The sequence below is a fragment of the Streptomyces sp. F63 genome (assembly GCF_018070345.1).
GTDB lineage: Bacteria > Actinomycetota > Actinomycetes > Streptomycetales > Streptomycetaceae > Streptomyces.
Genome location: NZ_JAGPXX010000007.1, coordinates 228141 through 252622, shown reverse-complemented (window position 1 = coordinate 252622; position 24482 = coordinate 228141). Strand labels below are relative to the sequence as shown.

Here is a 24482-nt window from a genome sequence, read left to right as displayed (position 1 = left end):
GCGGGCCGGGAGAGCCGCGTCCTGCGGTCACCGCAGAGGAGAGCCACCGCAGAACTAATCAAAGCTTTGATTAAGCCGGGACGGTACCTCGCCGGGCCCGGCCTTGGGAACCCCCTGGTCACGACTGGACCCGAAGTCTTGTCAGCGTGGCGCGGCTCACTTAGCTTGTGACCTCGCGGCAGGCAGAGCCCGGGCGGGGCCCCTGTACCGCTGGTCGATCCGTGGGCGGACGGCTCGCTTCCCCGATGTACGACCTCTGCTCCGGGAGACCCCCTCATGACCCGCACCAACACGTCCCCACCTGCGAGAACGAGCGCTCGGCGCGTGCTTCTCGGCAGCTTCGTCGGCACCGCCGTCGAGTGGTACGACTACTTCATCTACGGCATGGCCGCGGCCCTGGTCTTCGGCCCGCAGTTCTTCCCGCAGTTCTCGCCCGCCGCGGGAACCCTCGCCTCCTTCGCCACCTACTCCGTCGGCTTCGCCGCCCGCCCGCTGGGCGGCATCGTCATGGGGCACTTCGGGGACCGCATCGGCCGCAAGTCGATGCTGGTGCTCTCGCTCACCGTGATGGGCCTGGCCACCACCGGCATCGGCCTGCTGCCCACCTACGACACCATCGGCGTCTGGGCGCCCGTTCTGCTGGTGACGCTGCGCTTCGTGCAGGGGCTCGGCGTGGGCGGCGAATGGGGCGGAGCCGTCCTCATGGCAGTGGAGCACGCGCCCGCCGGCCGCCGCGGCTTCTACGGCAGCTTCCCGCAGATGGGCGTGCCCGGCGGCCTCATCCTGGCCAACCTCGTCTTCCTGAGCGTCTCGCAGGGCCTCGGTACCGCCGCCTTCACCGAATGGGGCTGGCGCATCCCGTTCCTGGCCAGCGCGCTCCTCATCGTGGTCGGCCTGGTGATCCGGGTCGGGATCGAGGAGAGCCCGGAGTTCGCCGCGGTGAAGCAGGAGAAGCAGGAGAAGGCGGACGAGCGCCCGGCCCGGCTCCCGATCGTCGAGGTGCTGCGCAACCAGTGGCGTGACGTGCTGCTCGCGGGCGGAACGTTCATCGCCAACAACGCCATCGGCTACATCTTCATGGCCTACACCCTCGCGTACGGCACCAAGGTCCTCGGGCTGAGCCGCAACACCATGCTCGTCGTCATCCTCGTCGGCGCCGCGACCTGGCTGGTCGCCATCGCGGGATCCGCGATCCTCTCGGACCGGGTGGGCCGCCGCCGGGTGTTCGTCTCGGGCTCCGTCGGACTGGTCGCCGCCGCCGCGGTGTTCTTCCCCCTGCTGGACAGCGCCTCCGTCCCCGTCCTCCTGCTCGCCTTCCTGCTGATGGCCGTCATGCTCGGCTCCACCTACGGGCCGCAGGCCGCCCTCTTCTCCGAGCTCTTCCCGGCCAAGCTCCGCTACAGCGGCAGCTCGCTGGGCTACCAGCTCGGCGCGATCCTCGGCGGCGGCATCGCCCCCACCGTCGCCACCGCCCTCTACGGCATCAACAACCAGAGCTGGCCCATCACCCTCTACCTGGTGCTCATCGCCTCCTTCAGCCTGGTCTGCGTGCTCGTGCTGACGCGGCGGCCGCGGGACCACGGACCGGCCCCTCAGGCCGGCCCCGAACAGGTGCCTACACTGCAGGGGTGACCCGGGACCCCTCCGACAGCGACAGCGAACAGCTGCACTTCTGGTCGTTCGTCGACCACGCGATCGCGCGCACCGCGCGGGAACTCCCGGAGATCGACCCGCAGGCCATGCGGCTGGTGCTCACGCTCCACCGCGCGGCGAGCATGCTGGTCTACGACCTGGAGTCCACGGTGCACCGGCCGCGCGGCTGGTCCTGGCCCGGCTTTCGCGTCCTCTTCGTCATCTGGCTCACCGGCCCGGTGGAAGCGAAGCAGGTCGCGGAGCTGTCCGGGATGAGCCGCGCGGCGGTCTCCGCCCTGGTGGCCACCCTCAGCCGGGACGGACTCGTGGTGAAGGAGCGCTCCCCGCACGACGGCCGCGCGGTCCACCTCAGCCTGACCGAACGGGGCCGGGCCTCCATCACCGAGGCTTTCCGCGCCCACAACGAGCGGGAACAGGAGTGGGCGGGCACCCTCAGCAAGGACGAGCGGGAAACCCTGATCACCCTGCTGCAGAAGATGACCGCGGGCTCCGTCCGCTTCGGTGTCCGCCACCGGAGCTGAGCCGGCACGGGCCACCCGGCCCGCGACCGGCCCGCCCGGCCCCCGGCCCCCGGCCCTGGCCCGCCGCCGTCCGGCCGGCCCGCCGCGTCCCCGCCGCGGCCGGCCGGCGGCGCGCGGGGCGGCTCGTCCCCGCCCCCACAGCTCTTGACAGGCCGGGGCCGCACTGGTTTGCATGGCCACACGACGGACTGACCGAACGACCGGTCGGCGTCCTGGCGGAGAGGCGGACCACGTGGCACAGCCCACCACCACCGACCGGGTGCCCGGAGCGGCGCAGCGGATGTTCGCGGCCGACACGGCCTCACAGAGCCTCGGCATCGAACTGTTGTCCGCCGAGGACGGGGCCGCCGAACTCGCGATGACCGTGACGGCGGCGATGGTGAACGGACACGGAATCGCCCACGGCGGCTATGTGTTCCTGCTCGCCGACACCGCCTTCGCCTGCGCCTGCAACAGCCACGGCCCCGTCACGGTCGCCGCCGGGGCCGACGTCACCTTCGTGGCCCCCGCCCGCGAGGGCGACCGGCTCCGGGCCATAGCCATGGAGCGGGTCCGCTTCGGACGCAGCGGCGTGTACGACGTGACGGTCCTGCGCGGCGACGAGGTGATCGCGGAGTTCCGCGGACGCAGCCGCGTCTACCCGGCCGGCCCCGCTCCGGAGCCGGCCGGCCGGCCGTGACCGCCCGCACCGGAACGGCCGGCGGAACAGCCGCCTCCCGGCCCTTTGGGCCCGCCCGGCCCGCCCGAAGCAGTTCCCAGTTCGCAGTTCGCAGTTCGCAGTTCGCAGTTCGAACAAATGGCAGCGCACCGAGGTTGCCGAGCCAGTGGCAAACTGGCCGCGATGTCCAACTCCTACGCGCAACCAATCCTGAGGACCACCGATCTTGCGAGGGCGAGGCAAGTCGTTGGGCAATTGCTCGGGATTGCCGACACCAATGAGCTGGAAGTCGACTTCGAGGCGCGAGTTTTCTCGGCTCGGGCCCTGACACCGCTGAGGGAGCTGCTCCCGGATCCGGACTGGTGGAGCGAGGGAGGCGGAGACACCTCGTCGGACCAGGGGGGTGCCGCGTCAGCGCATCTCCCCGTCCGGTTGCAGAGCTGGTCAATGTCGCCGGACAGCGTGGAGCCGCTCCTTAAGGCAGTGGGGGAGAGTCCTGCCACGGTGCGGTGGGACTTCTCCGGCTGGCCGGAAGCTCCTGACGTGGGTCTTGGCACCGGTGGTTCCAGGGGGGCATACGTGACGCTGTGCGTGAATGCCCGTGACCTCGACCTGACGGAGCCGGCGACTGACCACTCGGTTTTCGTGCATGTCAAGCAGGTCGAGGCCGAACGCGCTCCCTGGTTGGCGGCTCAAGCCGGCTTGCGGGTGATCGGAGACCTGGTGATGGCTCCGCACTGACACGGCTGCGCACGCCGTGACGGACAGCGCACCAGCACCGGAGACATCCGGCGGTGTGTGCGGGTGTCGGGAAAGCACAGCGAAGCAGGTGGCGGACAAGGCGGGGGGGCGCGGCCTCGAAATCTCCTGCCCGGCCCGCAGCGAGTCCGGCACCGCCACCGTCGAGAAGGGCGTCACCCCGCCCCGGAGGAAGACGGTACAGGTTCCGCTCGGCAGGAACCCGACCGTCGCCATCGCACTCGACGGCAAGGGCGGTCAGGCGGCCCGCGCTCTCGCCGTCCGCGACCGGCATGTCCAGCGCGCCACCGCCATGGGCGAGTTCGGCAGGGCCACCTGCACCGGCGAACTGCCTGCCGCCGAGAACTGACCGCGCGCAACCGTCCATCCGGTGGCCACCGGACGCTGCCACCTGCCGCCTGCCGCCTGCCCTGGCCATGACGAGCCGTCGCCCCTTCCCCGCACACCACGCTTTGAAGGTCTTCATGGGCGGAAATCCGCGGTGGCCGGACATACCAGCAGTTCCGCTACCTGTGACGTTTCAGCCATGCACCCCGCTGAATCAACCGTAAGGCGAACATTCGTTCCCCAAGGATCGACTGAAGGGGCAGAAGAGACATGTCCGCACAGGACGAGAAGCAGAATCCGACAGCAGGCGAAATGGGCCGTCACGCAGCGCTTTTCGTCGTCCGGGCGACGACGGGGAACCGACTCCCTCTTGATTTCTCCGTCGCGAGTCTGCGCATCGTCGATTTCGTCATCGACGGCCTGCGGAAAGCCGGTGCGGCGCAAGAGGAAACGCCGAGACGGACCCTCTTGGGACTCGGGGCGTACGTTGGTGAGGTCCTCGTTCGGCGTGCCGGTGCGGTGTGGGTCGACTTCGATACCGAAGAGCGGGCGTATTTCAGACAGCCGGTCGGCGTACGGATGCCGGACGGCCGGTCGTGGAACCCACTCGGCAAGGTCGTCAACCGGTATGACATGGGCCCCGAGGAATCGCTGCAGACCTTTTATCTGCTGCTCCACGGGCGGCGGCTGTCAGAGGCAGTCGGCAGCCGTCACCGCGATGGCTGACCGGCCCGCCGCCGAACCGGTGGGGTGCCGGTCCGGCAACGCGGCAGCGCCGGGCAACCCGCCGGCGAACGGCCGGCCGGCGATCCGGGCCTGCGCGGTACCGGGGTGTGGTACGCCGGGGCCGCCCGGCCGGTGGTGAAGGACCGCCGGCCCCGGTTCGGTCATGGGTACGTCTGGCTGGTACTCATGGCGACCGGGCCGGCGGCCCGCACCGGTTGACGGTGTTACGGCGTCAGTGTCTGTCCGATCGCGGCACCGGAGGGGAGCCCCAGCGTGCCGCGGCCGTAGTAGACGGCGCCGGAGGTGGAGACTCCCGAGCTGCCGCTGTCGAGCTGGAGGATCGTTCCGTTGCCGCCGTCCTCGCCCCGGACGCCGATGGCGAGATCGGCGCGGCCCCAGCCCGACAGGTCCTGGAGGACCACGGAGGAGCCGACCTTGTCGCCCGACTCGCTGACGCCGCTGACGCCGGAGGTGTCCTGGGAGAGGAACCGGGCCCCGGAGCCGGTCGGGCCGGCGGAGGTGCCGCGCAGCAGCACCGTCGCGCCCGCGTTCTTCCGGCTGGTGCCGCTGCGGGTCAGGTCCTCGCCCGGCAGGCCGGCCAGAACGTCGGCGTAGCCGTCGGAGTCGTAGTCGCCCGCCGAGACGGAGTAGCCCATGGCGTCGCCCGCTTCGGCGGCGCCCGGGACACCGGAGGTGTCCTGGTGGACGGTCTTCATCCCGGTCGTCGTGAAGCCGGTCGAGGTGCCGGGTACCACCGTCACCTGGCCGCCGGCCTTCGCGCCGGACTCGGCCGTGTACGCCTGGCCGATGACCAGGTCGTCGTAGCCGTTGCCGTTGACGTCGCCCGCGGCGACCGAGCGGCCGCCGCGCACGGAGAGCGTGCTCACCTTCACCAAGCCCGCGGAGGAGCCCTTGAACCAGGTGACCCGGCCGGTGCCGCCCGCGTCGCGGTAGTTGAGCGCCACGTCCGCGTAGCCGTCACGGTTGAAGTCGGCGGTGGCGGCGTCCATGTGGGCGACAGCGCCGGTCGCGCTCGTCAGCGTGCCGTACTTGGTGGCGCCGCCGGTGTGCCGCGCGTTCCAGTGGCCGCCCTTGCCGGTACCGGCGGAGAAGATGTCGGCCTTGCCGTCGGCGTCGAAGTCGCCGACCGCGACCGCCGAGCCCAGCTTGGCGCCGGACGCCGTGACGCCGGTGGTGGTGTACAGGGACCCGGAGTCCAGACCCGGCCCGTACAGCACGGTGACCGCGCCCTGGTCCGTCGCGGACAGGTTCTCACCGGGCGAGCCGACCGCCAGGTCCGCGTGTCCGTCCCCGTTGACGTCGCCCCAGGCGGTGGCGGCGCCGAAGGCGTCACCGGACTCGGAACCGCCGGGCACACCGGGGCTGTTCTGGGTCAGCGTGCGCTTCAGCTCCGCCACCGGTCCGTCCGTGCCGCCGGGCACGACGGTCAGCGAGCCCGCGCCGCTCGACGTCTTGGGCGTGCCGGCCACCAGGTCGTTGATCCCGTCGCGGTTGACGTCGGAGGTGGGGACGGCCGCGTCCGCGCCCGGGGAGGCGGCGAAGCGGCGGATCTCACCGAGCTCCGCATGGAGGGTGGTGCCGGGGCAGGCGGTCGCGAAGGCGTCGCGGTGACCGGAGATCCGGTGGATCGTGGCCTCCTCGTCCGTCTTCCACACGCCCGTGTCGGCCTTGGCGGTCAGCGTGACCGTGCCGCTCGGATCGCCCCCGTACTGGCCGAGCTTCCAGGCCGCGACGCGCGCCACGGACTCCAGCGTCGCCCGGCTCGGCCTGCCCGGCTCGATTCCCCGCGCCGGGTCCCCGTGGAAGTCGCCCAGGACGGCGATGCCCGCGGAGTAGCTGTTGAAACCGTAGGTGTGGGCACCGGTCACCGGCAGGTCGATCCCGCCCGCGCGGCCCTCGAAGATCCGGCCGCACTTGTCGACCAGGAAGTTGTACCCGAGATCGTTCCAGCCCTCGGACTGGACGTGGTACGCCATGATGCCGCGCACCAGGGCGGGCGACTCGGCGCAGCTGTAGCTGTTCGTGCCGACCGTGTGGTGCACGAACACCGCCTCCACCTTCTCGATGTAGGTGGGCGGCTCCTCCACCATCGACTCATCCGCGCCCCACGCGGCCCTGCTGACGACGGGCGGCTGCGTGACGGTGGACGGCGGGGCCTCCGGCACGGTCGCGCTGGGCGAGGGGGAGGCCGGGTCCGAGGGCGCCGCGGTGCCGGTGGCGGAAGCGGTGCCGGTGGCGGAAGCGGTGCCGGTGGCGGAAGCGGTGCCGGTCGGGGGAGGCGCCGAAGACCCTCCGGGTACGGGGGACCCGGTGGGGGAAACGCTCTGTGGGGAACTCTCCGACGGCGTCGGCTCAGCCGCGAAGGCCACCGGGTCGAGCCCGGACACGCTGCTGTTCTTCGCCTCGGCGGCCGAGACACCCGGGTCGACCAGGCTGATCTTCATCCCCTTGGGCATCCCGGCGGAGGACGTGCCGTCCACGGCCACGACCCGCACCTCGACCCCGTCCGACGGACCGACCCACAGCGGCTCGGAGCCACCCCGTACACCCGGGCCCCTGGACTCGGGCGGATGCGACTCGCCGGCGTCCAGGTCCCGCCAGGGCCCCCACTCCCCGCTGCCCCTGTTCCGGGTCCGCACCTGCGCACTGCCGTCGAGCTTCTTCGCGGCACCGGTCCACGTGACGCCGAGAAGGGAGAACGGCTCGGTGTCCGTGCGCGGGAGCCCGCGCTTGCCCGGCCCGGTGTCCTTCAGCGTGATGTCGTGCACCTTGACGGGGCGCTTCGCCCTGCCGTCCGCTGCCGGGTCGCCGCCCGGTCCGGCGACGGCGTAGGTGACAGCGCCTCCGCCTGCGAGGACCACGGCACCGAGCGTCAGCCACGCTCTTCGTTTCAGACCCATCGGCCGGTACGCATGCGCTGTACGCGGGCTCATGCCCCACCTTTCGCAAGAACTCCGTGCGGCTCTCCTCTCACCGGGAGAACCTGCTGTACCCAGCGCCGCCCCCCTTCGGGGCATCACACCTTGAGAGAGCTGAGTGACATGAATCACCGCCCGGCGGATCCGGGGGGGCCGCGGGAAGAAGCGGGATGCCGTCCGCGGCACAGAAGACGGCCCTGACCCGGGTCAACGCCCGGGTCAGGGCCATGACGGCAGACGAGTCGGGCTGTACGCCGGATTCTGTCGCCCGGTCGCCTCGCGGCGGCCGGGGAGACGGCCATCCATCTGGGACCGGTGTTGCCACCGGCCTCGTGCGGTCCACCCGCGGACTCGGGCGGGCAGCCCTCGAACGTCCGCGCAGGGACACCGGGGTGTCCCCTCTTGACCTTGCTCCGGGTGGGGTTTACCCAGCTGCCCAGGTCACCCTGGGCACTGGTGGTCTCTTACACCACCGTTTCACCCTTACCGGGGACCGAGATCCCCGGCGGTCTGTTTTCTGTGGCACTGTCCCGCGGGTCGCCCCGGGTGGCCGTTAGCCACCACCCTGCCCTGTGGAGTCCGGACGTTCCTCGGGGGGCCCGGTGGGCTCCACGCGGCCGTCCGCCCGGCTCGTCTGCCGTACCGGTCATGGTAGCCGACCAGGCACGTCGCCGTGCCCGGCGGGCGGCCCGCCCTCCACCGCCGCCGCCGTCCGCCGGCAATGTCAGACCCCCCTCCTACCGTGTCCCCCATGACCGGAGAAGCCGGTCCGAAACGGTGTCCGGGTACGGCGTGAGGTGAGCCTCGGTGAGTGATCTCGTAGCAACGCACGGAACGTCCGGTACGGCTGCGGCCGGTGGGCCGGCGGGGCCCGGCGGTCCCGCGCCCGAGGAACGGCTGGAGCGGTACCGGGTTGAGCTGACCGGCTACTGCTACCGGATGCTGGGCTCGGCGTTCGACGCCGAGGACGCCGTGCAGGAGGTCATGGTCCGCGCCTGGAAGGGCCTCGGCCGCTTCGAGGGCCGCGCGTCGCTCCGCACCTGGCTCTACCGCATCGCCACCAACGTCTGCCTGGGCCTGCTGAGAGGGAACAACCGCCGCGCCCGCCCCATGGATCTCTCCTCCCCCCAGCCCGCGACCACCCCGCTCCCCGGGGCCCTGCCCGAGAGCACTTGGGTTGAGCCGGCTCCCGACGGCCGGATCCTGGAGTCCGGCGGCGACCCGGCCGATGTGGCGGTGGCGCGGGATTCGGTCCGGCTGGCCTTCGTGGCGGCGCTCCAGCATCTGCCGCCCCGGCAGCGGGCCGTGCTGATCCTCCGGGAGGTACTGGCCTGGAGGGCGAGCGAGGTCGCGGAGCTGCTGGGCACCACGGTCGCCTCGGTCAACAGCGCCCTGCAGCGCGCCCGTTCGACCATCGAGGCCACCGGGGCGGACACCACCGAGACGGTCCGCCCTCTCGACCCGGAGCAGCGCGCCCTGCTGGAGCGCTACGTCGACGCCTTCCAGCGCTACGACCTCGACGCGCTGACCACCCTCCTCCACGAGGACGCGCGGCTCTCCATGCCGCCGTACCCGCTGTGGCTGCGCGGCCACGCCGAGATCCGCGCCTGGCTGCTCGGCACCGGCATCGGCTGCCGCGGCTCCCGGCTGCTGCCGGTCACCGCCAACGGCTGCCCCGCCTTCGGCCAATACCGCCGCGCGGCCGACGGCCACGGCTATGAACCCTGGGCGCTCCAGGTCCTGGAGATCTCAGCGGGCCGGATCACCGGGCTCAACGCCTTCCTCGACACCCCGCACCTCTTCCCCCTCTTCGGCCTTCCCGCGCGGCTCGGCCCCGATGGCAGCGCCCTGGCCGCCGAGAACACCGTCCAGACCGAGGAGACGGAGGAGACACAGCAGTTCGGGGCGAGTGTTCCGCAGCCGTAACCGGCAGCCGAGCCGTTGGGCGGTGAGCCGGAGCCGCGCGAGGGCTTCCACGGTCGCCAGATCGGGCAGGGTGACGGCCCCGGCATCGCAGAGGACGTCCGTGAACGGCACTCCGGGGCCGGTGACTTCACCTGTCCCGGTCCCATGCTCCAGCAGGACGCTCAACCGCTCACACAGGGCGGGCACCTCGCTGCGGGTGACTGTGCCGGGAAGCGTCAGCACGACCATGCCCGGTGGTCCGCCGGGCACGGGGCGGCGCGGTCCGCCGTGCGGCGGCGCCTTCCCGGAGGGCGCGGCCGATGGTTCATCGGAACGGGGCATCGCCGTCCTCCTGTCGCGGGTTCACAGGAGGACAGACGGCCGGACCGCGCGGAACTCATCGGAAGCCGCCCGGCCCCGCACGGCCGGAGCGGCACTCGGACACTCAGACGAAGTCGCCCGTTTCGAGGTCGAAGGAGAAGGGCGCGGGGAGAGCGATCGGCTTGCCGTAGGGAACCGCCGAGGTGTGCCGGTATTCCCCGCCCTCCGGCTCGCTGAAAAGCGTCACCGAACCCTTCTGGCGGTCGATGAGCAGATAGAGCGGAATGCTCCCCAGCGCATAGCAGAGGCGCTTGGCCCGGCGATCACGATCCGGGTTCGTCGAGGTCACCTCGACCACCATGGCCACCCCCTGGCAGGGCATCCACGGCTCGGCTCCCCGGAAGAGCCGCAGTTCCTTCGGCGCGAACGTCCCGTCCGGAATGACATGGTTTCTCACACTGAGGGAGTTTCTCGGGACGGCCAGCCCTTTGTTGCCCGAAAACTGCATGGGGGTCGCCGACCGGATGTACACCTGCTCCGCGATGGAGCTGATGTGTTCCTCGTGATCCCCGTCGGGCGGCGGCGTCACAACAATGTCCCCCTCGATCAGCTCGGCCCGGTAGCCTTCCGGCGTGTCCAGGGCCAAGAAGCCCTCCAGCAGGCGTTCCTCCTGCGTGAGCGGCTCGTGTTCATGTGCCATGGCGCTCATGTCACGCACCTTCCCGGTCTCGCCGCCACGGTAGGGAGCGGAGGGGGCCGCATCCCTGCGCGAAGGGGTTACTTCTCTCGATCGTGGCATACGCGGACTCCGGGTTGCCACGAGCGCGGCGGGCCGGACGGGCGGGAGACGGCGACGCTTGACCTTGTCGCAGCGTCAACGTTTTGGATGGGTGGCATGCGGATCGGAGAGCTTGCCGCGCTGGCCGGGGTGTCCACCCGGACCGTGCGCCATTACCACCATCTGGGCCTGCTGCCGGAACCGGTACGGCGTGCCAACGGCTACCGCGTCTACACCCTGCGGGACGCGGTGCGGCTCGCGCGGATACGGCGGCTGACGGAGCTGGGGCTCGGGCTGGAGGAGGTGCGGGACGTCCTCGCGAACGACGCGGGCCGGGAACTGCACGAGGTCCTGGAGGAACTGGACGCCGATCTGGCGCGGCAGGAGGAGGCGCTCCGCGCCCGGCGGGAGCGGCTGGGGGTGCTGCTGCGGCAGGCCCGGGAGGGCGGCGGCCTCCCGCCGGAGGGGCCGGTCTCCCCGGAGCTGGGAGCCCTGTTCGAGGAGATGGCCCGGGTGTCCGCGGGACTGCCGGGCCCGGAGCCCCGCATGGCCGCCATGGACCGGGAGATGCTGGCGCTCCTGGAAACCGCCGGCTCCGGCCCGGAGGAACGGCGCCGGCTGGCGGAGCTGGTCCGGGAGATGGCGGCGGCCCCGCAGGCGGCCGAGCGCGCCTACGCGGTGTACGCACTGCTGGACGAGCTGGCGGAGGCCGACCCGGCGGATCCGCGCGTGGAGCGGGCCGCGCGGGCGCTGGCCGACTGCGTCCCCGGCGAGGCGATATCCGAGCTCATGGCGGCGGAGGGAGCCGGGAACGCCGGAGCGGGCGGCGCCGGCGGCCGTTCGCCCGAGGGCTTCCGGGCCGCCCTCCTCGACAGTCTCCGCCCGGCCCAGGCGGCGGCGCTGAGCCGTGCGATGGATCTTCTCACCGAGCGGAAGGAGCGGACATGAACGGGGACGGCACCGGTGGAGCGGTGGATCCGGTCACGGCGGGAGCGGACGGCGGCCACATCTCCCGGTGGCAGCGGTGGGGTGTCGGCGCCCTCGTGGTGGGCGAGTTGACGGTGCTGCTGTGCCTCGTCTCCGGGGTGCGGTTTCCGTGGCCGGTGGTGCTCGCCGCCGAAGCGCTGGTGCTCACCGCGTTCACCACGGGGGTGGTCATGGCGGCCCGGCGCTACCGGCGGTTCCGTCGCGCCGGCGAGGAGCGCGGCCCCGCGCTGCGCCGGGCCGCGGGGCGGGGCGTGCCCCCGCTCGCGCGGCGGATGATCGCGCACGAGGCGCGGGCGATGGTGAGTCTCGTGCTCTGGGCGGCCCGGCGGAGGCACGGGGTGGGCCCGGGCGCCCGGGCCGCCGGGTACGCCCGGTGCCAGGCTCCGATGATGTTCTTGCTGACGTTGGCCTCCGTCATCGAGACGGTGGTGCTGGCGCTCGTCATTCCCTGGCCCGTCGTCCACGCCGTCCTCCTCGTGCTGGGGCTGTACGGGCTGCTGATGGTGGTGGCGCTGCACGCCTCCTGCGTCACCCGCCCCCATGTCGTCGGTGCGGACGGTTCGCTGCGTCTCCGCTATGGCGCGCTCTTCGACCTGCGGATACCGGCGGAGCTGATCGCCTCGGCCCGGTACGAGCGGCGGTACACGGACGGCCGGCTGCTGCGGGTGGACGAGGCCGGCGCCCTCGATCTGGCCGTGGACAGCCAGACCTCCGTCACGGTCGAGCTGACGGCGCCCGTGACGGCCGTGCGGCCGCTCGGCAAGCCGGTCCGGACCCGGCTCATACGGTTCCACGCCGATGATCCGCGGGCCGCGGTGGCCGCGCTCCGGCACGGGGCCGTGGCGGAGGGTGAGCGGTCGGCCGGGGCGCCCGCCCGGGGCGCGTCGACTGCCCGGGAGCAGCTTCCGGTCTCGGCGCCGGCCGCCGGGTCTGCGGCTCCGGGCTGCGCCTCCGGCTCCGGCTCCGGCTCCGGCTCCGGCTCCGGCTGAGGCTGAGGCTTCCGCTCCCTGCTCCCGGCGGCCGGGGCTCCGGTTCGGTCCGGCTCCGGTTCCTGTTCCGCGCGGGATCCGACCGAGGCCGAACCGATTCCCGGCCGAGGTGCGAACGGAGGGTGACTCAGGGCAGGCTTGCGCCATGGACTACATACGCCTCGAAGCGTGGGTCGGCGGGGAATGGCTCCCGATCGAGGCCGTCAGCGTGACCGACGGGGAATCCGAAGGCGAGTCCTTGTCCCTGTCCTTCGCCCCGCAGCGGACGGAATCCGGCTACCGGACGCTGATCTGGGAACCGCTTGAGTGCTTCCTCCGGGAGTACCGGGACGAGCCGATCGTGCTCGTCCCGGCGGGCAACAAACTGCCGGTGATGTTCGGGCCCGGGGCGGCGGGGCCCTTCCGGCTCGGCAGGGCGTCCGAGGGCTGACCTGCGACCGGGCGGTTCCGCCTCCCGGTGGCCGCTCCGGCTCCCCGGGCACGCCCCGCTTCAGCCGTCCCCCGCCCCTGCTCGTCCGCGCCAGTCCCTGCCAGTCCTTGCCCTCCGTGTCTGTGGCCCACCCCTGGTTCGGCCCCATGGCGATGCCCATGCCGGTGCGGGGACGCCCGCAGCACAGGAGCCACCGGCACCCCGGTCCGGTGCACGGCTGCCGGGCCCGGCTCCGGGTCCCCGGCGGGGGTGTCGGCGGGGGTGTCGGCGGGGGTTCTAAGCTCGGATCGGAGCCGGTCGTTCCGCAGCGCGGAGCCCGGCCGGTTCCGTCACCGTCCGTGTCCACGCCGCTTCCGTCCGCCCCCGCGAGGAGTTCCGCCGTGCTCGTGCTGTTGCCGCCGTCCGAAGGTAAGGCCGCGGGCGGGTCCGGCGCCCCGCTGGATCTGGGCGCGTTGTCGCTGCCGGGACTCTCCGCGGCACGGGGCGAGGTACTGCGCGAGCTGGTGGCCCTGTGCGAGGCGGACGAGGAGAAGGCGCGGACGGTCCTCGGGATCGGTGAGGGGCTGCGGGGCGAGGTCGCCAAGAACGCCGCCCTGCCGGCAGCCGGCACCCGGCCGGCGGGTGAGATCTACACGGGGGTGCTCTACGACGCCCTGGATCTCGCCTCCCTCGACGCCGCCGCCCGCGCCCGGGCGGAGCGGACGCTGCTGGTGTTCTCCGGGCTGTGGGGCGCGGTGCGGATCGGTGACCGGATTCCCTCCTACCGCTGCTCGATGGGCGTGAAGCTGCCGGGCCTCGGTGCCCTGGGGGCGTACTGGCGCGGTCCGATGGCGGAGGTGCTGCCGGAGGCTGCCGGTGAGGGCCTGGTGCTGGACCTCCGCTCGGCGGCGTACGCCACGGCCTGGAAACCGAAGGGCGCGGTGGCGGAGCGGACCGCGACGGTCCGGGTGCTGCACTCGAAGACCGTGGGCGGGGTGGAGAAGCGCTCCGTGGTGAGCCATTTCAACAAGGCCACCAAGGGCAGGATCGTCCGGGACCTGCTGGTCGCGGGCGTGGAGCCCGCGCATCCGGCCGAACTGGCCGACGTGCTGCGGGAGCTGGGCCACACCGTCGAGGTGCAGCCCGCGCCCAAGGCGGGCAGGACCGGCAGGCCCTGGGCGCTGGACGTGGTCGTCACCGACGTCCACTGAGCGCACCCCGGCGGGCACCGATGCCCGGCCCCGCCCGGCCGCCGCCGCCCGCGGGGGCGGGACCGGACGGGACCGGCGGGCCGGCGCGGCGGGTCAGCGGAGGTGGCCGGTGTCGTTCAGCAGGCGCAGGGAGGCGTTGCCATCCGCGTAGTACGCCACCACCGACAGGGAGGCCGGGGACAGCTCCATGCGGAAGAGCGACTCCGGGGGTGCCCCCAGCGCCAGCCGGACCAGGGTCTTGACCGGCGTGACGTGCGTGACGAGCAGCACGGTCCGGCCGGCGTGGCGCGCGATGAGCTTGTCGCGGGAGAGGGCCACCCGGCGGGCGACCGTCTCGAAGCTCTCCCCACCGCCCGTGGGCGCGGCCCGGGGCGAGGTGAGCCAGGCGTCGAGGTCGTCCGGGTAGCGGTCGCGCACCTCGGCGAAGGACAGACCCTCCCAGGCGCCGAAGTCGGTCTCGCGCAGGCCCTCGTCGACCCGGATGTCGAGGCCCGTCCGGGCCGCCACGAGCTCCGCCGTCTCACGGCAGCGGCGCAGCGGGGAGCTCACGATCGCCTGGACGGTGCCGCGTGCGGCGAGGACGGCCGCCGTGGCCTCGGCCTGGCGGCGGCCGGCCGGGGACAGCCCGGGGTCGGTGCCGCCGCTGCCGGAGAAGCGCTTCTCCGGGGTGAGGGCCGTCTCGCCGTGCCGCAGCAGGACGAAGGTGGCCGGGGCCCCGAGGTCGGCGGGGGCCGCCCAGCCGGGCGGCGGGACGGCGGGCGCGGGGGCCCGCCCCGCCGGCGCGGGGGCTCCGGCCCGTTCGGGCAGCTCTCGCAGCTCGTCCAGTTCGTCCGGTTCGGCGGAGTCGGCGACGGCCTCCGGCCGGGGCCCGGTGTCGAGGGCCGCCGTGGAGAGTGACGGTTTCCAGCGTTCGCCGCGCCTGCCCGCGTCCATCGCCTCGTTGGCGAGGCGGTCGGCGTGCTTGTTCTTCTCCCGGGGGATCCAGGTGTAGCTGACCTGCCCGGGAGCCGGGAATATCGTCTTGGCCTCGGCCGCCAGGGGCCGCATGTCCGGATGCTTGATCTTCCAGCGGCCGGACATCTGCTCGACGACGAGCTTGGAGTCCATCCGCACCTGGATCTCGGCGTCCGGGTCCAGGGCGCGCGCGGCCCGCAGCCCGGCGATCAGCCCCCGGTACTCGGCCACGTTGTTGGTCGCCGTGCCGATGAACTCGGCGGCCTCGGCGAGGGGTTCGCCGCTGGCCGCGTCCAGGACCACCGCGCCGTAGCCGGCGGGTCCCGGATTGCCCCGGGAACCGCCGTCGGCCTCGACGATGAAGCGACGCCTGCGTCCGCTCATGGGCCTACAGCCCCGAGTCGGGCGTGCGGACCAGGATGCGGCCGCAGTTCTCACAGCGCAGCACCTGGTCGGGTGCCGCGGCGCGGACGTCGTTGACCTCGGTGATGTTGAGCTCCAGCCGGCAGCCCTCGCAGCGCCGCTGGTGGAGCCGGGCCGCCCCGACCCCGCCCTGCTGGACGCGGAGCCTCTCGTACAGCTTCATCAGATCGGCCGGTACGGAGGCGGAGACCACCTCGCGTTCCTTGGTGAGGCTCGCGACCTCCCCGTCGAGTTCCGCGACGGCCGTGTCCCGGCGCGTGGCGGCGTCGGCCAGCTTGGCCTCCATGGATTCCACGCGGCCGGCCAGTTCCCGGGCCCGTTCCTGCGCGGACTCGCGGCGCTCCATGATCTCCAGGACGATGTCCTCCAGGTCGCCCTGGCGCTTGGCGAGCGAGGCGATCTCGTGCTGGAGGTTCTCCAGGTCCTTGGGGGAGGTGACGGCACCGGAGTCGAGCCGCTGCTGGTCCCGGGCGGCGCGCTGGCGCACCTGGTCGACGTCCTGTTCCGCCTTGGTCTGCTCGCGGGCGGTGTCGCTCTCCTCGGTCCGGGCGGCGACCAGCAGGTCGCGCAGCTGCGCGAGGTCGGCTTCGAGGGTCTGGATCTCGGCGTGCTCGGGCAGCGTCCTGCGCTTGTGCGCGAGCTGCGAGAGCCGGACGTCGAGGGCCTGGACGTCGAGAAGGCGGATCTGGTCGGCGGGCTCGGCGTTCAGTTCGGGGCTCCCGGGGTGTCGGTGAAGGGGTCGGCGGACGCCGCGTGGGCGGTCCAGGGGTCGGTGACCGTACGGGAGACGTGGGTGCGCAGATCCCACCCGTTCCGGTCGGAGATCTCGTCGAGCTGGGCGGCCGCCTGCTCGGTCCAGGGCCACTCGGTGGCCCAGTGCGCGGCGTCCAGCAGCACCGGCCCGTGCCCGGAGTGCAGGGCGTGTTCGCGCGCCTCGGAGGCCGGGTGGTGCCGCAGGTCGGCGGTGAGGTACGCGTCGGCGCCCGCGCGCCGCACGTCGGTGAAGAGGCTGTCACCGGAGCCGCCGCAGACCGCGACGGTGCGGATGACGCGGCCGGGGTCGCCGGCGACGCGGATGCCCTGCGCGGTGGCGGGCAGCCGGGCCGCCGCGCGGTCGGCGAGGGCGGCGAGGGTCTCCGGTTCGTCGAGTTCGCAGATCCGGCCGAGGCCCCGGCGGCCCTCGGGATCGGCCGCGTCGGGCACGAGGGGACCGGTGATCCGCAGGTCCAGCGCGCCGGCGAGGGCGTCGGAGACGCCGGGGTCGGCGCGGTCGGCGTTGGTGTGGGCGACGTGCAGCGCCACGGAGTTGCGGATGAGGGTGTGCACGACGCGGCCCTTGAAGGTGGTGGCGGCGACCGTGGTCGTCCCGCGCAGATAGAGCGGGTGGTGGGTGACGAGCAGATCGGCGCCGAGCCGCACGGCCTCGTCGGCCACCTCCTGCACCGGGTCGACGGCGAACAGCACGCGCCGGACGGGGGCGTCGGGGTCGCCGCAGACGGTGCCGACGGCGTCCCACTCCTCGGCCCGCTCGGGGGGCCAGAGGGCGTCGAGCGCGGCGATGACTTCAGACAGTGCGGGCACGGGCAAAGGCTACCCCGCACCCGGACCCGCGATCCCGCCCCGGGCTCTCCCCCGCGGCCGCCCGGGCCGGCCGCCTCCGGGCCCCGCGCCGCCGTCCGGCCGCCCCCCGGCCGTCGCGCCGGTCCGCGACGTCGGCGCCGACCCGCCGGGGCCGCCCCCGCAGCACCCCGCCCTGCCGCGGACCGGCACGGACCCGCGGCCGGGCCCGCACCGCCGACGCGCCTGCGCGGGATCGCCGGGGCGGCTCTCCGCCCTCCGCCCGGGCGCCCCGCGCGAGCCGCGCGGGCCGGGCCCGCCGCATCACCGACGGCGCCGGCGGGTGCCGCAGGTGCTGGGTGCGCGGGGTCCCGGTGCGCGTCCGCTGTCCGCCCGCCGCCTCACGTCCGCCGTGCGCGGACCCGGACCGGATCGCCGGCGGAACGGCAGCACATATGTGCCCCTGTGTTCAGCCGGTTCGGGGGAACGCCACCCGTATGCATGAAGCGTCCTGGCTCCATGGGGTCGTTCCGGCGGACGAAATCCAGTATCGGTAACCGGAGGTGACCCCGATATGACGGCTTGTGTCCTGGAGACCACCATGGACGGTGCCCCGTCCACGGCACCGGAAAGACCCCCGGCCCCCGCCCCGGCGGAGGCCACCCCCGCTCTCACCCTCGCAGCGGACGGCTCGTACGCCGCCCGGCTGCTGCCCGGCCCCGAGGGCGGCCTGCTCACGGAGCGGTGGACGCTGAGCGGCCCCGAGCCCTATGCCGTGCGGCTGCCCGGCGCCCGTCCGGAGGGACCGGACAGCGAGGTGCTGCCGCTGGCGGACGGCCGGGTGCTCATCCGGCGCCGCCTGGACGGCCGGCACGCCCTCGCGCTGCTCTACCCGGCCGGCTCCGTCACGGGGGAGCAGCCCGTCGGCTCGGTCGGGCGCGAGCGGCTGCGGCTGCTCCCGCCCGCGCCCGACGGCGGCACCGTCTACGCGCTGGCGCCCGGCGAGCGGTCCACGGAGCTGTGGCGGGTGCACGGCGGCCCGGGCGGGCCGGAGCGTGTCACCGAGATCCCCGGCCACTGCTCGGGCGGCTCCTGGCTGGACCGCGGCGGCCAACTGCTGGCCCTGGACCGCACGGTGGACGGCCGCACCAAGACGGTCACCGTCCATGTGGGGCGCGGCGGCGAGACGAGCCCGCTGCTCCGGATCACGGAGGACAGCGACGACCGGCTGCTGTTCGCCGACCCGGACAGCGGGCTGCTGCTGCTGCGGTCGAACGCACCCGGGCAGGACCGGCTGGGCTGGGGCGTGCTGGGCAGCGCCCGCCCGGCGCGCTTCCCCGGCGCGCTGCTGCCCGCAGCCGCCGGCCGGACCGGCGCGGACACCGTCGGAGGTACGGGGGGTGCGGGCGGCCCGAACTCCGGTGAGAGCCGCACCGGGAGCGGCGGTGGGGAAGCCGAGGCGGCCTGGCCGGGACCAACCCCCTTCGCGGTGCAGCCGGGCCAGGTGCTGCTGCCCGAGCAGTGCGGGGTGGCCCTGCGGGTCGACGGTCCGGACGGCCCCCGGGTGGGGGTGTGGCGGCCGGCGGAGGGCCGGCTGCGGCTGCTCACGGCGCCGGAAGGATGGCTGCCGGGCACCGGGCTGTGGACGGCGGACGGCGAACTGCGGCTCCCGTACGCGACGGCGGATGTGCCCTGCGGTCTGGCCCGGGTGCCCCTGCCCGCCACCGCACCGCTCCTCCGCCCGGCCCGGGTGCCCAGGATGGCGTTCCGGATGATCCCCCGGAGGGATCTCCGGGCGGCAGCGGCCAGGGCTGCGGAAGCCCGGCCCGGAACGCGCACCGCACCACCGGCGGCACCACCGCCCGCGCCACCGCCCGCGCCACCCGCCGGAGCGGAGGGCGCACCGGCGGGGGATCCCGCGCCACCGCTCGGCGCAGCCGCCGGGCAGCACAGCGGCGGCTCCGCAACAGCGGTGCGCGCGGTGCCCGTTGGGCTGTTCCGCAGCGCGACTCGGCCCGGCACCGGACCGGTTCCCCTCCGGGAGATGCCCACCGCGTGTCCCGGCACCTCCGGGTGAGCGCCGCAGCGGCGCGGCGATAGACTCGGGGCGGGGGTCGGCGCCCGTCCACGACCGGTGCGCCGCAGGGGACTTGGCATGGCCGGCGGGTGCCGCATGCCGTGGTCGCGGGCCGCGGACCCCGGACACAGCAAGCAGTCAGTCAACGGGGTGAAGCACCGACATGTCCGAAACCCAGACCGAGACCAGCGCGGCCCGCCCGCACATGGGGACCGCCCAGGCCTCTTCCGGCCCGGGGAAGCACCGGGGGCCGGCCGCGTCCGAGGACGCCGCCGCTCCCGCGCACGGCAGGCACCGCCGCCCGTCCCCGGAGCGCGAGGCCTGACCGGCCCTGCCCGCAGAAGCAGAAACGGTACGTCTGTGGCCGCCGGCCGACCCCCGGCGGCCACAGCCGCGTCCGGACACGGAGCGCGCGGGCCGCGTGCGCGACCGGTCCGGCCCCGCGAGGGTCCGCACCGGTGGCAGCGGCGAAGGCCGGCCGCGCCGGGACGCCCCGCCGGTCACCCCTGCTCACCGCGCGGAAGGAGGCTCCGCCCGGGAGGGGATGGCGGCCCGATCACCATGACCCGCGAACGCGCCACGGCGGGGAGAGACACGGTGGAGAGAACCAGCGGCCCGGCGGCCGGGCAACGGAACACGGGCCCCGCACATCCCGCGCTGCGGCACCTCGGCGCGATGCATCTGAGCGGAGTCCTCCTCCTGCTCACGTTCCTGGTGCCGCCGTTCTGGATGCTGGACGCCGCGGACACGACGCCGCCGGGCGATCCCACCGCGGATTCCCCCTTCATCCTGCTCTTCGCCGTGCCGGCGGCCTGCGCGATGTTCCACGTGCTGGTGCAGATCCCGGCCGGGCTTCTGGGAGCCCGGCCGGGCGGAAACCGCACGGCGCCGGCAAGGTACGGAAGCGCGCTCGCCGCGGCCGGCGTGCTGAGCTGGCTCCTCCTCCGGGGCCTGGGGTGGGACGCCGGGAACGGCATCGTGCCCGTGTGGGCCGACGCCATGGTGCGCGGATCGCTCGGTCTGGCCGGGTACGTCCGGTTCGTGCGGTCGCTGCCCGGATCGGTCCGGCGGCGAGAGGGCTGATCACCGGGCTCCGCGTTCCGTCCGGCGGCCCGGCCCGCGGCCCGCTTCCTCCCCGGCGTCCCCGCGTGAGCCGGAACGACTGGTCCCCGGCCCCGGAAAGCCGGTGCGATCCGCTCACGGCGGCACGGCGGCACGGCGGCGCAGAGCCGGGCGCCGGGCGCCGGGCGGGAGGTCCGCCGTTGACGCGGCCGCGTTCCTCAAGTCCGCAGGTAAGAGGCCCCGTTGAGGTCCAGTACCGTGCCCGAGCTCCACTCCGCCTCCGGGGAGGCGAGCCAGCGGACCGCCGCCGCGATCTCGTCCGGGTCCGCGACGCGGCCGTACGGGCTCTGCGTCCGGATCGCCTCGCCCTCCGGGCCCGTCAGCCGGTGCGCGACCCGTTCCGTGCGGATGAAGCCCGGCGCCACCGAGGCGACCGCGATGCCGTACGGCGCGAGGGCGACCGCCAGGGACTGGCCGAGCGCGTGCACCGCGGCCTTCGTCGCCCCGTACGCCGGATGGTCGGGTTCGCCGCGGAAGGCGCCCCGGGAGCCGATGTTGACGATCCGCCCGCCCGTTCCCTGCTCGATCATCCACCGCGCGGCGCTGTGGGAGACGTGGGCGGTGGCGAGCAGATTGACGTCCACATGGCGGCGCCACGCCTCCGCCCAGGCGGCGAAACCGGTGGAGTCGGGTGGGTGGGGGGTGTTGACGGCCGCGTTGTTGACGAGGACGTCCAGGCCGCCCAGCGCCTCACGGGCGGCGTCGGCCAGCCCGGCCGCCGCGCCGGAATCGGCGAGGTCGGCGCCCAGCAGGGCGTGGCCGTCGCCGTCGAGGGCGGCGAGGGTCCGCTCCGCCTCCGTGCGCCGCGTCCCGTAGTGCACCGCGACGCGGTCGCCGTTGGCCGCGAACGCCCGGGCGAGCGCCCGCCCCAGCCCGCGCGAGGCACCCGTCACCAGCACTCGCCGCCCTCGCGACGGGAACGGCGGTACGGCGGCCGGGGCGCCGGACACCGCCCCGGGGCTCGGGCCGGACGCAGCCTCCACGGCACCGGGGTTCGCGGACGGCGGGTCGGCGGCAACCATGGCGTATCACTTCCTCACAACTGGTTTCCTGACAGCTCGCGGCTGCCGGCGCCGCCTCGGAGGCCCGCGCCGGACCGGCCGGAGCGGAGACCACCCTACGAGCGGCCGTCCCCGGCCCCCCCGTACGCCGCCCCCGCCCGCCTCCCCGCGCAGGTCATCGGGCAGCATGAGGTTCTCCGCCGGCTTCGCCGCCGCGGGCGCCGGAGCAGTTGCCCCGCCCCGGGGCGGCGGCCCGGGCCGCGCGGGCCCGTACCGCCGACCGCCGCACGGACGGCCCCGCCGGACAGCACCGCAGAACAGTGAGGACAGCCATGGCCCCCCAGCTTCAGCAGGCGACGACCGCCCGGCCCGCCCCGGAGATCCTGGCGGCCTTCGAGGCGGCGAAGGGCTTCATGCCCGCCGACGAAGGGCTCGCCCTGTACGCGGCCGCCGTGGAGGCGGCCGGGCTCGGGCTGCCGCTGCTGGAGGTCGGCACCTACTGCGGCCGATCGACGATCCTGCTGGCCGCCGCCGCCCGGGACGCCGGCACGGTCGCCGTCACCGTGGACCACCACCGCGGCTCGGAGGAGCAGCAGCCCGGCTGGGAATACCACGACGCCACCCTCGTGGACCCGGACGTGGGCCGGATGGACACCCTTCCCGTCTTCCGCCGCACCCTGCACGCCGCCGGGCTGGAGGACCACGTCGTCGCGGTCGTCGGCCGCTCCCCGCAGGTGGCACGGGTCTGGGGCCGGTCGCTGGGCCTGGTCTTCATCGACGGGGGCCACACCGACGAGCACGCGACCGCCGACTACGAGGGCTGGACGCCGCACCTGGCGCCCGGTGGGCTGCTCCTCATCCACGACGTCTTCGCCGACCCGGCGGACGGCGGCCAGGCCCCGTACCGGATCTACCGCCGCGCCCTGGAGTCCGGCGGCTTCGCCGAGGTGTCCGTCACCCGCTCCCTGCACGTGCTGCGCCGTACCGGCGCGGAGGGCTGACTCCCGCCGATAGCATCGCCGGCGTGTCGAACGGCAACACTTCCGCACGGCCCCGCCGGGCCCGCCGCCGTGCGCTGATCGGGCTGTGCGTGCTGGTGCCCGCCGGGGTGGCCGGCTGGCTGGTCTGGCAGCCGGTGTCCGGCGGTCCGGACGACGGCGGTCGCCGGGGCGCCGCGGCGGCGGACGGCGGTGCCCCCGGGGGACGGCCGCACGGCGGGGTCTCCCCGGCGCCGCCGGGGAAGCCCGTCCCGGGGGTGCCGACGTCCCCGGGGGCCGGCGGCTCCGGCGGCGGGGGCGGCGACCGGGAGGGATCGCTGGCCGGCAAGGTGGTCGTCCTCGACCCGGGGCACAACCCCGGCAACCGTGAGCACACGCGCGAGATCGCCCGTACCGTCGACATCGGCACCCACCGCAAGGAGTGCGACACCACCGGCACGGCGACCGACTCCGGTTACGCGGAGGCCGAGTTCACCCTCGATGTGGCCCGCAGGGTCCGCACCCTGCTCGAACAGCGCGGTGCCCGGGTGGTGCTGACCCAGGACGGCGACCGTCCGTACGGCCCCTGTATCGACGAGCGGGCCGAGATCGGCAACGAGGCCCACGCCGACGCCGTCGTCTCGGTCCACGCCGACGGCGCCCCCGCCGCCGCCCGGGGCTTCCACGTGATCCTCCCGGGCCGGGTCCGGGAAGGACGGGCGGACACCACCGCGATCACCGGGCCCTCCCGCGAGCTGGGCGAGCGCGTCGCGCGCGCCTACGCCCGGGAGACGGGTTTCGGGCCTGCGGATTACCTCGGCGGCGGCACCGGCTTGGATGTACGCTCCGACCTCGGCGGGCTCAACCTCTCCACGGTCCCCAAGGTGTTCGTCGAGTGCGGCAACATGCGGAACGCGCGCGACGCCGGGCAGTTCACCAGCGCACGCTGGCGCGGCCGCGCGGCACGGGGGATCGCGGACGGCGTGGAGTCCTTCCTGAGGACGTGAACGGCACCGCCCGAGGCCTCCCCGGCCGCCCTGCAGAAGGGGAGGACCGGGCCGGACGGGGAGACGGGGGAGGAAACGGGGGAAAGCAGCGGAAGCGGACGCCATGGTGACCCGCTGTCACACCCCGCACCACAGGGCGGTTTGTCCGTCCGTACGATGGGGGCCACCCCCGCGCCAGGCCACCCGCGTACCGGCGGCAGCGACCACACTCACGAGACGACGAAGGACCTTACGTGAACATCCGCTCCCTCACTCGAGGCGACGGCGTGGTGATCGGAGCAGCGGTGTTGCTGTTCATCGCCTCGTTTCTGAACTACTACTCCGTGGACTGCGAAGGCGAGTTCTGCGACCAGGCCAAGAAGGAGCTCCCCAACGCGTGGGACATCGAGACGCTCCTGCTGGTCCTGCCGGCCGTCTTCCTGCTCGGCCTGATCGCGACCGGTCTGCTGATCGCGGGCCGTTTCCAGCCGGAGGGCCGCAAGGTCCTCGGGCTGTCCCTGGGTGAGTGGGGCACCGGGCTGGCGCTGGCCGCCGCCTGGAACTCCGTCTGGGGTCTCATCGTGACGCCGGACGGCGTGAGCGTCGGCCTCGGCGCGATCCTGGCTCTGCTCGGCGCGCTCGCCCTGGCCGCCGGCGCCCTGCTGCCGAGCCGGGTGCCCGCCCTGCGGGCGTCCCTGCTGGGCGCCCCGAAGCCGCAGGCGCCCACCCCGTACGGGGCCGGACCGGGCGCACCGGGCCAGGGCGGCTACGGCTACCCGGGCGGCCAGCAGCAGCCCCAGGGCTACGGCTACCCGGGTCCGGCGGGACAGCCCGGCCCCGGCGGGCAGCAGCCGTCGTACGGCGGCCAGCCGCAGGCCGGCGCCCCGGCGCCCGGTCCGCAGGGCGGCCAGCCGCCGCACGGTGGCGGCGAGTTCTCCCCGTTCTGGTTCGCGGTGCCGGTGGCCCGCCCGCTGTACGCGGAGGACGGCTCGCCGACGCCGATCGCCGAACTGGCGCCGGGCACCTGGTACCTGGCGGTCGAGCAGCGCGGCCAGGCGCTCGTCGCGCAGACCCAGGACGGCCGGCGGGGTGTCCTGCAGGACACCTCCGGCATCCAGCGCGGCTGATCCGGCGCCGCCCGGCCCTGCACGGCGGCACCGCCTCGTGCCGCACCGTGCCGGGCCCCGGTGGTTTTCCCCGGC

23 protein-coding genes, 1 other RNA gene and 1 pseudogene are annotated in these 24482 nt (G+C 74.2%); 17 read left to right on the top strand and 8 right to left on the bottom strand.

The genetic code is table 11. The features are described 5' to 3' along the window. The first annotated feature begins 276 nt into the window (after window positions 1-276). The 6 genes from KBZ10_RS10950 to KBZ10_RS10925 all read left to right on the top strand — a co-directional run bounded on the left by KBZ10_RS10950 (window position 277) and on the right by KBZ10_RS10925 (window position 4644). Complete coding sequence (locus KBZ10_RS10950) at window positions 277-1632, top strand: MFS transporter (protein ID WP_210987336.1); 1356 nt, start codon at window positions 277-279, stop codon at window positions 1630-1632. Continuing rightward, entirely contained in the window at window positions 1629-2174 is a 546-nt protein-coding gene (locus KBZ10_RS10945; RefSeq protein ID WP_210987335.1) for a MarR family winged helix-turn-helix transcriptional regulator, read from the top strand. Before KBZ10_RS10950 ends, KBZ10_RS10945 begins: the two co-directional genes overlap by 4 nt. Before the next feature lie 280 nt (window positions 2175-2454). Beyond that, on the top strand, window positions 2455-2853 hold the full coding sequence (paaI, locus tag KBZ10_RS10940) for a hydroxyphenylacetyl-CoA thioesterase PaaI (RefSeq protein ID WP_247702199.1): 399 nt from the start codon (window positions 2455-2457) through the stop codon (window positions 2851-2853). 162 nt (window positions 2854-3015) lie between these two features. Beyond that, window positions 3016-3573 carry a hypothetical protein gene (locus KBZ10_RS10935; RefSeq protein WP_210987333.1) on the top strand — a complete coding sequence of 186 codons (558 nt, stop codon included), beginning with the start codon at window positions 3016-3018 and terminating at the stop codon, window positions 3571-3573. An 88-nt stretch (window positions 3574-3661) separates the two neighbouring features. Then, the gene (locus tag KBZ10_RS10930; protein WP_210987332.1) at window positions 3662-3940 is read left to right on the top strand and encodes a hypothetical protein; all 279 of its coding nucleotides are present in this window, start codon (window positions 3662-3664) and stop codon (window positions 3938-3940) included. A gap of 248 nt (window positions 3941-4188) precedes the next feature. Further along, on the top strand, window positions 4189-4644 hold the full coding sequence (locus KBZ10_RS10925) for a hypothetical protein (protein WP_247702134.1): 456 nt from the start codon (window positions 4189-4191) through the stop codon (window positions 4642-4644). Between the two features lie 224 nt (window positions 4645-4868). Here KBZ10_RS10925 and KBZ10_RS10920 read toward each other — a convergent pair whose 3' ends face one another. Together KBZ10_RS10920 and rnpB are read right to left on the bottom strand one after the other, a co-directional pair. Then, entirely contained in the window at window positions 4869-7598 is a 2730-nt protein-coding gene (locus KBZ10_RS10920) for an FG-GAP-like repeat-containing protein (protein ID WP_210987331.1), read from the bottom strand. Window positions 7599-7817: 219 nt separating this feature from the next. Further along, window positions 7818-8216: RNase P RNA component class A (rnpB, locus tag KBZ10_RS10915), an RNA gene on the bottom strand. Between the two features lie 174 nt (window positions 8217-8390). Between rnpB and KBZ10_RS10910 the strand changes: the two genes are divergently transcribed. Next, on the top strand, window positions 8391-9509 hold the full coding sequence (locus KBZ10_RS10910; RefSeq protein ID WP_210987330.1) for a sigma-70 family RNA polymerase sigma factor: 1119 nt from the start codon (window positions 8391-8393) through the stop codon (window positions 9507-9509). On the opposite strand, the pseudogene KBZ10_RS10905 reads toward KBZ10_RS10910, so the two are convergent. Continuing rightward, window positions 9504-9737, bottom strand: a pseudogene (locus KBZ10_RS10905) (STAS domain-containing protein); the annotation flags it as partial. The gene KBZ10_RS10910 and the pseudogene KBZ10_RS10905 sit on opposite strands and share 6 nt — an antisense overlap. Window positions 9738-9933: 196 nt before the next feature. Continuing rightward, a complete protein-coding gene (locus tag KBZ10_RS10900; protein ID WP_210987329.1) occupies window positions 9934-10518 on the bottom strand; it encodes a Uma2 family endonuclease in 585 nt (194 codons plus the stop codon). Between the two features lie 186 nt (window positions 10519-10704). Between KBZ10_RS10900 and KBZ10_RS10895 the strand changes: the two genes are divergently transcribed. From KBZ10_RS10895 to yaaA, 4 genes are all read left to right on the top strand, one after another. Beyond that, window positions 10705-11535, top strand: coding sequence for a MerR family transcriptional regulator (locus KBZ10_RS10895; RefSeq protein ID WP_210987328.1), 831 nt, complete (start codon window positions 10705-10707; stop codon window positions 11533-11535). Beyond that, window positions 11532-12563 carry a hypothetical protein gene (locus KBZ10_RS10890; protein ID WP_210987327.1) on the top strand — a complete coding sequence of 344 codons (1032 nt, stop codon included), beginning with the start codon at window positions 11532-11534 and terminating at the stop codon, window positions 12561-12563. Before KBZ10_RS10895 ends, KBZ10_RS10890 begins: the two co-directional genes overlap by 4 nt. Window positions 12564-12708: 145 nt before the next feature. Then, on the top strand, window positions 12709-12993 hold the full coding sequence (locus KBZ10_RS10885) for a hypothetical protein (RefSeq protein ID WP_210987326.1): 285 nt from the start codon (window positions 12709-12711) through the stop codon (window positions 12991-12993). A 380-nt stretch (window positions 12994-13373) separates the two neighbouring features. Continuing rightward, complete coding sequence (gene yaaA, locus KBZ10_RS10880) at window positions 13374-14183, top strand: peroxide stress protein YaaA (RefSeq protein WP_210987325.1); 810 nt, start codon at window positions 13374-13376, stop codon at window positions 14181-14183. 93 nt (window positions 14184-14276) lie between these two features. Here yaaA and KBZ10_RS10875 read toward each other — a convergent pair whose 3' ends face one another. Genes KBZ10_RS10875 through KBZ10_RS10865 form a run of 3 tightly spaced genes read right to left on the bottom strand, consistent with a single transcriptional unit; the run spans window position 14277 to window position 17141 of the window. Beyond that, complete coding sequence (locus KBZ10_RS10875; RefSeq protein ID WP_210987324.1) at window positions 14277-15521, bottom strand: bifunctional RNase H/acid phosphatase; 1245 nt, start codon at window positions 15519-15521, stop codon at window positions 14277-14279. Between the two features lie 4 nt (window positions 15522-15525). Continuing rightward, window positions 15526-16269, bottom strand: coding sequence for a zinc ribbon domain-containing protein (locus KBZ10_RS10870; RefSeq protein ID WP_210987393.1), 744 nt, complete (start codon window positions 16267-16269; stop codon window positions 15526-15528). Continuing rightward, the gene (locus KBZ10_RS10865) at window positions 16266-17141 is read right to left on the bottom strand and encodes a Nif3-like dinuclear metal center hexameric protein (protein ID WP_210987323.1); all 876 of its coding nucleotides are present in this window, start codon (window positions 17139-17141) and stop codon (window positions 16266-16268) included. Before KBZ10_RS10865 ends, KBZ10_RS10870 begins: the two co-directional genes overlap by 4 nt. Window positions 17142-17691: 550 nt before the next feature. On the opposite strand from KBZ10_RS10865, the gene KBZ10_RS10860 reads away from it, so the two are divergent. The 3 genes from KBZ10_RS10860 (at window position 17692) to KBZ10_RS10850 (ending at window position 20277) form a co-directional block, all read left to right on the top strand. Further along, window positions 17692-19194 (top strand): hypothetical protein, encoded by a 1503-nt coding sequence (locus KBZ10_RS10860; protein WP_210987322.1) that lies wholly within the window; start codon window positions 17692-17694, stop codon window positions 19192-19194. Window positions 19195-19357: 163 nt separating this feature from the next. Next, window positions 19358-19519 (top strand): hypothetical protein, encoded by a 162-nt coding sequence (locus tag KBZ10_RS10855; protein ID WP_210987321.1) that lies wholly within the window; start codon window positions 19358-19360, stop codon window positions 19517-19519. Between the two features lie 272 nt (window positions 19520-19791). Then, entirely contained in the window at window positions 19792-20277 is a 486-nt protein-coding gene (locus KBZ10_RS10850) for a hypothetical protein (RefSeq protein WP_210987320.1), read from the top strand. 197 nt (window positions 20278-20474) lie between these two features. On the opposite strand, the gene KBZ10_RS10845 is transcribed toward KBZ10_RS10850, so the two are convergent. Continuing rightward, on the bottom strand, window positions 20475-21338 hold the full coding sequence (locus tag KBZ10_RS10845) for an SDR family NAD(P)-dependent oxidoreductase (protein WP_210987319.1): 864 nt from the start codon (window positions 21336-21338) through the stop codon (window positions 20475-20477). 311 nt (window positions 21339-21649) lie between these two features. Between KBZ10_RS10845 and KBZ10_RS10840 the strand changes: the two genes are divergently transcribed. The 3 genes from KBZ10_RS10840 to KBZ10_RS10830 all read left to right on the top strand — a co-directional run bounded on the left by KBZ10_RS10840 (window position 21650) and on the right by KBZ10_RS10830 (window position 24407). Continuing rightward, window positions 21650-22318 carry a class I SAM-dependent methyltransferase gene (locus KBZ10_RS10840; protein ID WP_210987318.1) on the top strand — a complete coding sequence of 223 codons (669 nt, stop codon included), beginning with the start codon at window positions 21650-21652 and terminating at the stop codon, window positions 22316-22318. A 23-nt stretch (window positions 22319-22341) separates the two neighbouring features. Then, window positions 22342-23301, top strand: coding sequence for an N-acetylmuramoyl-L-alanine amidase (locus tag KBZ10_RS10835; protein WP_210987317.1), 960 nt, complete (start codon window positions 22342-22344; stop codon window positions 23299-23301). 233 nt (window positions 23302-23534) lie between these two features. Beyond that, complete coding sequence (locus KBZ10_RS10830) at window positions 23535-24407, top strand: hypothetical protein (protein ID WP_210987316.1); 873 nt, start codon at window positions 23535-23537, stop codon at window positions 24405-24407. The last annotated feature ends 75 nt before the right edge of the window (window positions 24408-24482 follow it).